General features: G+C 66.8%; 10 protein-coding genes. 1 reads left to right on the plus strand and 9 read right to left on the minus strand.

What is annotated here, in order from left to right; all coding sequences use genetic code 11:
• Window positions 1-110: 110 nt before the first annotated feature.
• The 5 genes from mtnA to KPL74_09615 form a co-directional block, all read right to left on the minus strand.
• A complete protein-coding gene (gene mtnA, locus KPL74_09595) occupies window positions 111-1,097 on the minus strand; it encodes an S-methyl-5-thioribose-1-phosphate isomerase (protein QWT22597.1) in 987 nt (328 codons plus the stop codon).
• 144 nt (window positions 1,098-1,241) lie between these two features.
• Window positions 1,242-2,315 carry a class III poly(R)-hydroxyalkanoic acid synthase subunit PhaC gene (phaC, locus tag KPL74_09600; protein QWT22249.1) on the minus strand — a complete coding sequence of 358 codons (1,074 nt, stop codon included), beginning with the start codon at window positions 2,313-2,315 and terminating at the stop codon, window positions 1,242-1,244.
• A complete protein-coding gene (locus KPL74_09605; GenBank protein QWT22250.1) occupies window positions 2,312-3,208 on the minus strand; it encodes a hypothetical protein in 897 nt (298 codons plus the stop codon). Before KPL74_09605 ends, phaC begins: the two co-directional genes overlap by 4 nt.
• A 42-nt stretch (window positions 3,209-3,250) precedes the next feature.
• Window positions 3,251-5,590: a beta-glucosidase BglX gene (gene bglX / locus KPL74_09610; protein QWT22251.1), complete on the minus strand. Its 2,340-nt coding sequence runs from the start codon at window positions 5,588-5,590 to the stop codon at window positions 3,251-3,253.
• A 96-nt stretch (window positions 5,591-5,686) separates the two neighbouring features.
• Window positions 5,687-6,292, minus strand: a complete 606-nt coding sequence (locus KPL74_09615; protein ID QWT22252.1) for a TetR/AcrR family transcriptional regulator — start codon at window positions 6,290-6,292, stop codon at window positions 5,687-5,689.
• 78 nt (window positions 6,293-6,370) lie between these two features.
• On the opposite strand from KPL74_09615, the gene KPL74_09620 reads away from it, so the two are divergent.
• On the plus strand, window positions 6,371-7,120 hold the full coding sequence (locus KPL74_09620; GenBank protein QWT22253.1) for a glucose 1-dehydrogenase: 750 nt from the start codon (window positions 6,371-6,373) through the stop codon (window positions 7,118-7,120).
• Window positions 7,121-7,187: 67 nt separating this feature from the next.
• On the opposite strand, the gene pnp is transcribed toward KPL74_09620, so the two are convergent.
• The 4 genes from pnp to rbfA all read right to left on the minus strand — a co-directional run bounded on the left by pnp (window position 7,188) and on the right by rbfA (window position 11,034).
• Window positions 7,188-9,293: a polyribonucleotide nucleotidyltransferase gene (gene pnp / locus KPL74_09625; protein QWT22254.1), complete on the minus strand. Its 2,106-nt coding sequence runs from the start codon at window positions 9,291-9,293 to the stop codon at window positions 7,188-7,190.
• A gap of 30 nt (window positions 9,294-9,323) precedes the next feature.
• Window positions 9,324-9,593: a 30S ribosomal protein S15 gene (gene rpsO / locus KPL74_09630; GenBank protein ID QWT22255.1), complete on the minus strand. Its 270-nt coding sequence runs from the start codon at window positions 9,591-9,593 to the stop codon at window positions 9,324-9,326.
• A 143-nt stretch (window positions 9,594-9,736) separates the two neighbouring features.
• Complete coding sequence (gene truB / locus KPL74_09635) at window positions 9,737-10,654, minus strand: tRNA pseudouridine(55) synthase TruB (protein ID QWT22256.1); 918 nt, start codon at window positions 10,652-10,654, stop codon at window positions 9,737-9,739.
• Window positions 10,655-10,662: 8 nt separating this feature from the next.
• Window positions 10,663-11,034, minus strand: a complete 372-nt coding sequence (gene rbfA / locus KPL74_09640; protein ID QWT22257.1) for a 30S ribosome-binding factor RbfA — start codon at window positions 11,032-11,034, stop codon at window positions 10,663-10,665.
• Window positions 11,035-11,092 lie beyond the last annotated feature (58 nt).

Here is an 11,092-nt window from a genome sequence, read left to right on the forward strand (position 1 = left end):
CGCCCAAAGGGCGCCACGCTCGGCTCAACCCGTCGATGGTAACACAACGGGTGTCGAAATGACAGCTAAAAAAGCCGCAAATTCAATGGTTTAGCAAGGGGATTTGGCGGTCATGGAAACATGATCCGCATCTGCTCTTCGTCGGGCTTCAGGATCACGCCGCGCTCGGTCACGATGGCGTCGATCAGGTCGGCCGGGGTGACGTCGAAAACGGGGTTCCAGGCCTCCGCACCCTCGATCACGGTGCGGGTCCCGCTCATGGAAAGCAGCTCGGTGGCGTCGCGCAATTCGATCTCGATGTCGTCGCCGCTGGCGGTCGCCATGTCCACCGTGGTGGACGGCGCGACGACCATGAACTTCACCCCATGGTGGCGTGCCGCGATGGCCAGCTGGTAGGTACCGATCTTGTTGGCGGTGTCGCCATTGGCCGCGATGCGGTCGGCGCCGACGATCACCCACTTCACCTTGCCGTCCTTCATCAGGTGCGACGCGGCGGAATCGGCGATCAGCTTCGCGGGGATGCCGTCGCGCACGAGTTCCCACATGGTGAGGCGCGCGCCCTGCTGCCAGGGGCGGGTTTCACCGGCGAAGACCTGCTCGATGCGGCCGGCTTCCACGCCGGCGCGGATCACGCCCAGCGCCGTGCCGTAACCGGCGGTCGCAAGGGAGCCGGTGTTGCAGTGGGTCATCACGTGCGACCCGGCTTCGATGAGCGCCGCGCCAAGCTCGCCCATGTGGCGGTTGGCGGCGAGGTCCTCGTCCTGGATCGCCTGGGCTTCGCGCTCCAGCGCCGCGGCATCGGCACCCGCGTCGACCCGCGATTTCATGCGATCCAGCGCCCACATCAGGTTCACCGCCGTGGGCCGCGCCGCACGTAGCGTGGCCATGGCGGCGGGCAGGTTTTCACCCTTCTGCGCCGCCAAAACCACGCCCCACGCCGCGGCGATGCCGATGGCCGGCGCACCGCGCACGGCCAGGTCGCGGATCGCCTGCGTCACGTCCGCCGAGTCCACGCAATCGAACCAGATTTCTTCCGCCGGCAGGCGGCGCTGGTCGAGCAGGTGGAGGCGGTCGCCGAGCCACTGGACGGCACGGATGGAGTCGTGGGAAGTGGGCGTATTCATCGCGCAATTATCGCACGGCCCGCCACCCCTGTAGGAGCGCGCCTGCGCGCGATCGGGGCATCGGGTACCCCTCGCGATCCGGGCATCGGGTAATCCCAATCGCGCGCGGGCGCGCTCCTACAGGGATCGTTTGGCTAGCCACTCGTGGATGGCGGGCGGGACCAGCTTCTGCGCCCTGCCCGACACGTAGATGCCGATGTGGCCACCCGGGAACGGCAACGCCGTGTAGTCCTTGCTGCCGATCGCATCCTTCAGCGGGATGGATGCGGCGGGCGGGACGAGATGATCCTGCTCAGCGTAGATGTTGAGCACCGGCTGGCGGATCGTGCCCAGGTCGATGGTGTGTTCGCCGATCGTCGCCTTGCCCTGGATCAGCAGGTTCTTCTGGAAGAAATCGCGGGTGAACTGGCGGAGGGTTTCACCGGCCTGGTCGGGGGAATCGAAGATCCACTTTTCCATGCGCAGGAAGTTTTCGACTTCCTTCGGGTTGTCGAGGATGTCGACCATCGCGACGTACTTCTGCTGGTTGAGCCGCAGCGGTTTCAGCGTGAGGTAGGCGAAGTTCATCAGGTCCGCGGGCACGTTGCCGATCGTGTCGACGAACAGGTCGATGTCCACGTTGCGCGCCCAGTGCGAGAGCATGTTGTCGGCCGTGTGGAAATCCACCGGCGTGACCATGGTCACCAGGTTCCTGACCTTGTCGCCGTGCAGCGCCGTATAGCAGAGCGAAAACACGCCGCCCTGGCAGATGCCGAGCAGGTTGATCGCATCCAGCGCATGGCGCTTGCGGACGACATCGACGCAGCGGTCGAGGTAACCGTCGATGTAGTCCTCCAGCGTGAGCCAGCGGTCGGCACCGTCGGGATAGCCCCAGTCGATGAGATACACGTCTTCGCCCTGCGCGAGCAGGTTGCGCACCATCGAGCGGTCTTCCTGCAGGTCGACCATCCACGGCGTGTTGACCAGCGCGTAGCAGATCAGCAGCGGCACCTTCGCGGTGGGCTTCGTTTCGCCCTTGAAGTGCCAGAGGGTGAGCTTGTCTTCCGTGTAGACGGTCTCGCGCGGCGTCGTGCCCAGTTCGATCGGGCCGACGTTCTTCAGCGTTTCCATGCCGGCTTCGACCTTGCGGCGGAAGGCGTCGACCTCTTCGCGTGCGCGTTCGGGGTCGATGTGGAAGGGATTGGCGGTCATCGCCTGGATTTCCTGGCCGCCGGCTTCGCCTTGCGCAGCGTGGCGACCTCGGCACGGAGGGCTTCGACTTCGGCGGCCAGGCCCTGCATGTGGCGGAGTTCGCGGCGGACAGCCTGGAGGCGTTCACCGAGGCTGTCGACGTCACGGCGGGTCGGCAAGCCGGCCTGCACGGCGAGGCGCTCGACCTGGCGCTGCTGCAACACCTTCAGGTGCATCTGCGCATTCACCAGCGCGGCATACACCTCGCGGAATTCGTCCGACATCGCCGCGTCGGCGTAGCTCTCTTCGGACAGGTTCACCCAGCGATCGTAGACGGCACGCAGGCTGTCAGCGTCGGCGGGCATGCCCTGCGCACGCAGCGTATCGCCGGCGCGCTCCTGCACGCGTTGCATAAGCGCGTGGTAGCGGCCGAAGTGCTGCGCGTAGTCGATCCACGCACGCAGCAACGCCTGCTGTTCTTCCTGCTGTTCACGGTTGAGGCCCAGGCCGGGCATCGACAGGGCTTCGCGGGCGACCTTCGCCCACTCGTCGAAACCTTCGCTGCCGGGCGTCGCGCCGGGCGGCGGACCATAGCCGAAAGGCGGCATGCCCGGCTGCGCACCGGGCGGCGGGCCATAACCAAACGGCGGCATCCCTGGCTGTGCGCCGGACGGCGGGCCGTAGCCAAACGGTGGCGTGCCGTGGGCGAACGGTGACGCCGGCGGCTCGCCGCTGGTGAAGGCACGCATCCAGTCGCCGAAACCACCCAGGCCGGCGAACAGCCGACCGACGATGTCGGCCGACGGCGCCTCGGCGTGTGCCGCGCCGGGATCGAACTGCCGGGCCCAGGTCTCGACGCCCTGGCGGACGAAGGCCTGGTACTGGTCGATGAAATCGTTCGGTTTATCTGCCATGCGCGTATGGTACGGCACCGGGCCACCCACCGCGCCCCGCGCTCAGGGCGTGATGCTGAACGACGCCGCCTGGTCGGCCGTGGAACTACCACCCACCCACACCGTGTACCGGGTCGGCTCGACCACCTCGTCGCTCTTCGCGTTCCAGAACGACAGTTCGGGGAAGCCCAGCTGGAACGTCACCTGGCGGGATTCGCCGGGCTTGAGCGCCACCCGCTGGAAGCCCTGCAGGCTACGCACGGGCTGGGTGAGGCTGGCACCGAGGTTGCGCACGTAGAGCTGGACCACCTCGGTGGCCGCGCGCGTGCCGGTGTTGGTCACCGTTGCCGTCACGCCGACGAGGTCGCGGGCGTCGGCGCGGTTGGCTTCCGCCAGTGGCACCTGCTTGCGCGATACCTGTACGCCCGAATAGGCGAAGGTGGTGTAGGTGAGGCCGTGCCCGAACGGATAGAGCGCCTGGTTCGGCGTATCGATGTAGCGCGACACGTACGAGGTGCCCTTCCCCGGCGCCTGCGTCGTATCGATGTCGCCGGCCGGGCGCCCGGTGGGGAACTGGTTGTAGTACAGCGGCAGCTGGCCTTCGGTGTAGGGGAAGCTCATGGTCAGCTTGCCGCTGGGTGCGACATCGCCGAATAGCACGTCGGCGATCGCGTTGCCCGCCTCGGCGCCGGGGAACCAGACCGCCATGATCGACGCGACATGCTCGTCGGCCCAGCGGAGCACCAGTGGACGACCCGAGAACACGAGGAGAACGATCGGCTTCCCGGTCGCCGCCACCTGTTGCAGCAGCACCTGCTGGTTGCCGGGCAGGCGCAGGTGCGCGCGGGCACCGGCCTCGCCGCTCATGTGCGCGGCCTCACCCAGTGCCATGACCACGACATCCGCCTGCGCCGCGGCTTTCAGGGCATCGGCGAAACCGTCTTCCGCGTCGGATTCGATCTCGGTGCCTTTCGCGTAAACCAGGTCGCCGCCCTGCTTCGCCAGGCGCGCGGCAAGGCCTGCGCGCACGGTGGTGAAATCGTCGAACTGGCGTGCCCCGCCCCACGGGCCCTGCATCTCGCTCGCGGCATCGGCCAGCGGACCGATGAGCGCCACGTGGCGGACCTGCTTGCCCAACGGCAATGCGGCCGGCATGCCCTGCCCACCGTTCTTCAGCAAGACGAACGATTCCTCGGCCGCCTTGCGGGCCAGCGCGTGGTGGGCCGCGTCGGGCGCCATCGATTCCTTCCCGCGCGCATACGGGTGTTCGAACAGGCCCAGTGCGAATTTCACTCGCAACACGCGACGCACCGCTTCATCCACGGTCGCCATCGACAGCTTGCCCTCGTCGAGCAGCTTCGGGATCTGCGTATCGTAGAAGTGGCTCATCATGTCCATTTCCACGCCGGCCTGCAGCGCCCTCTGCGTCGCCGTGGCCGCGTCCAGCGCGATGCCGTGGTGGGTCAGTTCCATGATCGCCGTGTAGTCGCTGACGACGAAGCCGTTGAAGCCCCATTCCTTGCGCAGGATGTCGGTCATCAGGTACGGATCGGCGGTGGCGGGCACGCCATTCAGCGCGTTGAACGCGCTCATCATCGTTGCCGCGCCAGCTTGCACGGCGGCGCGATACGGTGGCAGGTAAACCTGGCGCAGGCGCACGTCGGACATGTCGGTGGTGTTGTACTCGCGGCCTGCTTCGGCCGCGCCATAGGCCGCAAAGTGCTTCACCGATGCCGCGACGTTTTCCGGGTTGGCCAGGTCGTTGCCCTGGTAGCCGCGGATATACGCGCGCGCGATCGCCGCGCCAAGGTAAGCGTCTTCGCCCGCGCCTTCCGCCGAGCGGCCCCAGCGCGCGTCGCGCGACACGTCGACCATGGGCGAGAACACCCACTTCACCCCGCCACTGGTCGCCTCCAGCGCGGCCATGTGCGACAGGTCCTGGACAAGCTGCGGATCCCACGTGGCGGCCAGCGCGAGCGGGATCGGATAGATCGTGTGGTAGCCGTGGATGATGTCGGCACCGAACAGCAACGGAATGCCGAGGCGGCTCTTCATCGCCGCTTCCTGGAACGCACGCGTACGTGCCGCGCCGACGAGATTGAGCACGGAGCCGAGTTCACCCTTGCGGGCGAGCGCCATCGTGTCGACCTGCGTGCGCGTTTCCGGGTTGGGTGCGAAGGCGTCGGCATCCGTCGGCGCAGACCCACCCCTTGCCGCGTATTGCGATAGCTGGCCGACCTTTTCCTGCAAGGTCATGCGCGCAAGCAGCGCATCGACTTTTTTCTCGATGTCGGGCGATGCAAGCTGCGCATTGGAAGGCGCACTGGCGGTCACGGGTGTCGCGGCGGAAAGCGTGGTCGACAGGGCCAGCGAGATGCCGACGATCAGGGCGTGGAAGCGCATGCCATCTCCGAAGCGGTGCGCGGGGGGCACCGCGATACGCTGGAGCGTGCCAGCGAAACGTTTACATCGCCAGCAACCGCCGTCACGGAGCAGCGATCAACGCGGGCAGATGCCGTCGAGGAACAGGCCGACACGATGGTCGATGCGCGGCGTGGCGGAAGCGTCTTGCTCGACCGCCAGCGAGATCGCCATGACCATGCAGACGAGGTCGTCCATCGATACGTCGGCGCGCACGGCATGCGCCTGCTGTGCCGCCGCCAGCAATCGCTCGCCTTCGGCGCGGCTGGCGTGGCAACCGGCCGTGCCACTCTGCAGCACGGCGCCGAGCGACGCGGCGAGGCCACGGTAATGCGTGGTGTGCGCGACCAGTGCGGACACGAACCCGCGCACGGCGTCACCCGGCGATAGCGTGCCGCCCCGCCCTTCGCTGTCGCGCACGAGGGCGAGCAGGCGGTCGTCGCTGTTTGCCGCGAGAAGCGCCTCACGCGTGGGGAAGCGCCGGTAAAGCGTGCCGATGCCCACCTTGGCACGCTTGGCGATTTCCTCCAGCGACGCGTCCGCGCCGCGCTCGCGGAACACCTGCTCGGCGGCCTCGAGGATGCGCTCGCGATTGCGTGCGGCGTCCGCCCGCAGCGGCGCATCGTCCGGCGAGATCGCCGGCGCGGCCACGGGGGGACTGGCGGGGGTTGTCGAACGGCTCACGGCCAACCTCGGTTGAAAAGTGGATGGTGCCTCCATATAGTAAATGGAGCAACCCTCCACTTTTAACAAGGACCATCCATGAGCAACCGATTCGAGAACAAGATCGTCGCCATCACCGGCGGCAGCGAAGGCATCGGCCTGGCCACGGCGAAGGCCTTCGCGGCGGAAGGCGCGCGGGTCTACATCACGGGCCGGCGGCAGGAGAAGCTGGACGAGGCGGTCGCCGACATCGGCCATGGCACCGTGGGTGTGCAGGGCGATGCCGCGAGCCTGTCCGACCTCGATCGCCTCTACGCTCGCATCCGGGCCGACCACGGCCGGCTCGATGTCGTTTTCGCCAACGCGGGGGTGACGGAGTCCGAGTCCCGTCCACTGGGCGAGATCGATGAGGCCGGCTTCGACCACGTCTTCGGCGTCAATGTGCGCGGCCTGCTCTTCACCGCGCAAAAGGCCCTGCCCCTGCTTTCGGCCGGCGGCTCTGTGATCCTCAATGGCTCGGTGGCCGGCAGCAAGGGCTTTGCCGGGCAGTCGCTCTACAACGCGAGCAAGGCGGCGGTGCGCTCGTTCGCGCGCAGCTGGACGTCGGACCTGAAGGACCGCGGCATCCGGGTGAACGTGGTGGCGCCCAGCGGCACCGAGACGAAGCTGATGCGCACGTGGCTCGACGAGCGGCCGGGCGTGGAAGACGCGCTGACGCAGATGGTGCCGATGGGTCGGCTGGCGTTGCCGGAGGAGATCGCCGACGCGGTGTTGTTCCTGGCGTCGGACCAGGGGCGGTACATCGCTGGCGTGGAGCTGGTCCTGGATGGCGGTTTCACCGCCGTCTGACCGGATCCCGCAAATGAAAAGGCCCGGCACTTTCGTGCCGGGCCTTTCATTCAACCGGGGGCGATGATCAGCCCGCGGCGTTTTCTTCTTCGGTGACGGCCTTCATCGACAGGCGGATACGGCCCTGCTTGTCGACTTCGAGGACCTTGACCTTGACGATGTCGCCTTCCTTCAGCTTGTCGGAGACCTTCTCGACGCGCTCGCTGGAGATCTGCGAGACGTGCACGAGGCCGTCCTTGCCCGGCATGATGGTGACGAACGCGCCGAAGTCCATCAGCTTCGCGACCTTGCCTTCGTAGATGCGGCCCGGCTCGACGTCCGAAACGATCTGTTCGATGCGCTTGCGCGCGGCTTCGGCGGCTTCACGGTTGACCGAGGCGATCACGACGTTGCCGTCGTCCGTGATGTCGATGGTGGTGCCGGTCTCTTCGGTGATCGAGCGGATGGTGGCGCCGCCCTTGCCGATGACTTCGCGGATCTTGTCCGGGTGGATCTTGATGGTGAGCAGGCGCGGGGCGTACTCGCTCATCTCCGAACGCGGCTGGTCCATTACCTTGGCCATTTCGCCGAGGATGTGCAGGCGGCCACGCTTGGCCTGGGCCAGCGCCGTACGCATGATCTCTTCGGTGATGCCGTCGACCTTGATGTCCATCTGCAGCGCGGAGACGCCATCGGCGGTACCGGCTACCTTGAAGTCCATGTCGCCGAGGTGGTCTTCGTCACCCAGGATGTCGGAGAGCACGACGAAGTCGTTGCCTTCCTTCACCAGGCCCATGGCGATGCCGGCGACCGGCGACTTCAGCGGAACGCCCGCGTCCATCATGGCCAGCGACGAGCCGCAGACCGAAGCCATCGACGACGAACCGTTCGACTCGGTGATTTCCGAGACGACGCGGACGACGTACGGGAACTCTTCGATCGTCGGCTTGACGGCCTGCACGCCGCGCTTGGCGAGGCGGCCGTGGCCGACTTCGCGACGCTTCGGGCTACCGACGCGACCGGTTTCGCCGACCGAGAACGGGGGGAAGTTGTAGTGGAACAGGAACGTGTCCTTCCACTCGCCTTCCGGCGCGTCGATGATCTGCGAGTCGCGGGTGGTGCCGAGCGTGGCAACGACCAGCGCCTGGGTTTCGCCGCGGGTGAACAGCGCCGAGCCGTGGGTACGCGGCAGGACGCCGACGCGCACGGTGATCGGGCGGACGTCGTCCAGCTGGCGACCGTCGATGCGGACCTTCGTGCTGAGCACGCCGTCGCGCAGGGTGCGGTACTCGACTTCGCCGAAGGCGTTGCCGATGTCGCCATCGGTCCAGCCATTGGCTTCGGCGTCGGCGGCGATGGCGGCCTTCACGTCGCTCTTGAGCGCGCTGATGACGTCGCGGCGGGCCAGCTTGTCGCGGATCTGGAAGGCTTCGCTGAAGCGGTTGCCGACGGCAGCCTTGACGGCGTCGTAAAGCGCGGTCTTGGCAGCCGGGGCTTCCCACTTGAACGTCTTCGCGCCGGCTTCGGCGACGAAAGCGTTGATCGTGTCGATCGCGACCTGCATCTGCTGGTGGCCGAAGACCACCGAACCGAGCATGACGTCTTCGCTGAGCAGCTTCGCTTCCGACTCAACCATCATCACGGCGCTGGAGGTGCCGGCCACGACGAGGTCGAGGTCCGAGGTCTTCAGCTGCGACGCGGTCGGGTTGAGGATGTACTGGCCGTTGGCATAGCCGACGCGTGCCGCACCGATCGGGCCCTTGAAGGGCACGCCGGCGAGCGACATGGCAGCCGAAGCGCCGATCAGCGCCGGGATGTCACCGTCGACTTCCGGGTTCAGCGAGACGACCTGGGCAATGACCTGGATCTCGTTGCGGAACTCTTCCGGGAACAGCGGACGCAGCGGACGATCGATGAGGCGCGAAGTCAGCGTCTCCTTCTCGGTCGGACGGCCTTCGCGCTTGAAGAAGCCACCCGGGATGCGACCAGCGGAGTAGAACTTCTCCATGTAGTCGACCGTGAGGGGGAAGAAGTCCTGGCCTTCGCGTGCCTTGGGGGCCGCGACGACCGTCACCAGGACGACCGTGCCGCCCATGCTGACCATGACCGCACCGGAGGCCTGCCGGGCGATTTCGCCCGTCTCCAGTGTGACTTCGTGAGAACCGTACTGGAATGACTTGGTTACTTTCGCCACTTCGATCTCTCCTCGTCCTGTTCCGGTGATTTAGCGGCGCAGGCCGAGGCGTTCGATCAGGGTCTGGTAGCGAGCGAAGTCGCTCTTCTTCAGGTAGGCCAGAAGCGTCTTGCGCTTGTTGACCATCTTGAGCAGACCGCGACGCGAGTGGTGGTCCTGCTTGTGCGCCTGGAAGTGATCCTGCAGCGCGGTGATGTTGGCGGACAGCAGCGCGACCTGGACTTCGGTCGAGCCGGTGTCGTTTTCCTTGCGACCGAAGTCCTTGATGATCTGGCTGGTCTGTTCGACGGTAAGCGACATGTGTATCGATTCCTTAAAAAAGCGGATGCGAGACTTGCGCAACCTCAACGGCCACCGGTGAAGTTGCGCAAGCCTCGCTTTAATGAAAGCTGGTAAACGAGCACGTAATTGTAACGTCCTGCGCGTAGCGGCAACAAGCCCGGTCAGGGTGGCGGCAGGTTGAAACCACGCAAAACCTTCAGAACACCATCTTCGCCGACCTCGGCCAGGGCCATCAGCCGGCCATCGGCCCCCCACGCGCCGCAGCGGCCAGGCGCAGCCCCGGCACCGAGCGGCACGGGTTGGCCGAAGCCGAGCACCCGGGTCTGCTCGCCGTCGAGTTCCACCCGGGGAATATGCGAGAGTCCGGCATCCACCGGCAGCAGGCACGCTTCGAGCTGGTCGGGGCCCGCCTCGGCGGCGCTGCGCAGTTCGTCCAGGGTGACCATCGCCGGCGCCAGGAACGGGTCGACCCACAGCCGGCGCAGGCCGATCAGGTGGGCGCCGCAGCCAAGGTTCGCACCCAGGTCGACGGCCAGGCTGCGCACATAGGTGCCCGAGCCGCACTCGACGTGCAGGCGCAGGGTGTCCCCTGCCCGCTCGATCACGTCGAGCCGGTAGACGTCGACCTCGCGCGACGGCACATCGACGGCCTCGCCGCGACGGGCACGCACGTAGAGCGGCACGCCATCCTGCTTGATCGCGGAATACGCCGGGGGCACCTGGGTGATGCGGCCGCGCAGCGGCGCGAGCGCCACTTCGATGAGCGCATCGTCCAGCGCCGGCACGGGCCGGGCCTCGACGATCTCGCCTTCGAGGTCGGCCGTGGTCGTGGTCGCGCCGAGTTTCACCTCGGCCTCGTAGGCCTTGCGCGAGCCGAGCAACCAGCCGGCGATCTTGGTGGCTTCGCCGAAACACAGCGGCAGCAGGCCGGTTGCCAGCGGATCGAGGCTGCCGGTGTGGCCGCCCTTGGCCGCGCCCACGAGGCGGCGCGCCGTCTGCAGCGCCTGGTTGGAGCTCAGGCCGAGCGGCTTGTCGAGGAGGAGGATGCCGTGGAGGTCACGGAACGATCGGCGGTTCATTAAAAACGTTATTCGTTGGGCTCTTCGGCCGGCGGCACCGGGTTTTCGCGCAGCAGCGTCTCGATGCGCTCGCCACGGTCGACCGATTCGTCGTACTTGAAGCGCAGTTCGGGGACGCGGCGCAGGCGCATGGAGCGGGACAGCTCCCGGCGGAATTCCTTGGCCAGTTCCTTCAGGCCCTTCACGGCTTCGGCGGACTTTTCCGGCATCAATGCCGTCACCCACACCGTGGCCACGTCGAGATCCTTGGTCGTTTCCACGTCGGACACGCTGACCGAAGGCAGTGCGTGGTCGCGCACGGCGGCGTGCACCAGCAGGCCGATCTCGCGGCGCAGCTCGGCGGAAACGCGATCGGTGCGTTTGAAATCACGGGACGGCATATCCGCCTCCTATAAACAAGAAAAGCCTCCCCGGCGAACCGGGGAGGCGGGGTCTTCC

The sequence above is a fragment of the Bacillus sp. NP157 genome, from assembly GCA_018889975.1.
In the GTDB taxonomy this organism is placed as follows: Bacteria; Pseudomonadota; Gammaproteobacteria; order Xanthomonadales; family Rhodanobacteraceae; genus Luteibacter.

What these genes read in the sequence shown, in the direction of transcription:
- phaC (QWT22249.1), bottom strand. Translation starts at nt 2,315, where the DNA reads ATGACCGCCAATCCCTTCCACATCGACCCCGAACGCGCACGCGAAGAG.
- KPL74_09605 (QWT22250.1), bottom strand. Translation starts at nt 3,208, where the DNA reads ATGGCAGATAAACCGAACGATTTCATCGACCAGTACCAGGCCTTCGTC.
- bglX (QWT22251.1), bottom strand. Translation starts at nt 5,590, where the DNA reads ATGCGCTTCCACGCCCTGATCGTCGGCATCTCGCTGGCCCTGTCGACC.
- KPL74_09620 (QWT22253.1), top strand. Translation starts at nt 6,371, where the DNA reads ATGAGCAACCGATTCGAGAACAAGATCGTCGCCATCACCGGCGGCAGC.
- rpsO (QWT22255.1), bottom strand. Translation starts at nt 9,593, where the DNA reads ATGTCGCTTACCGTCGAACAGACCAGCCAGATCATCAAGGACTTCGGT.
- truB (QWT22256.1), bottom strand. Translation starts at nt 10,654, where the DNA reads ATGAACCGCCGATCGTTCCGTGACCTCCACGGCATCCTCCTCCTCGAC.
- rbfA (QWT22257.1), bottom strand. Translation starts at nt 11,034, where the DNA reads ATGCCGTCCCGTGATTTCAAACGCACCGATCGCGTTTCCGCCGAGCTG.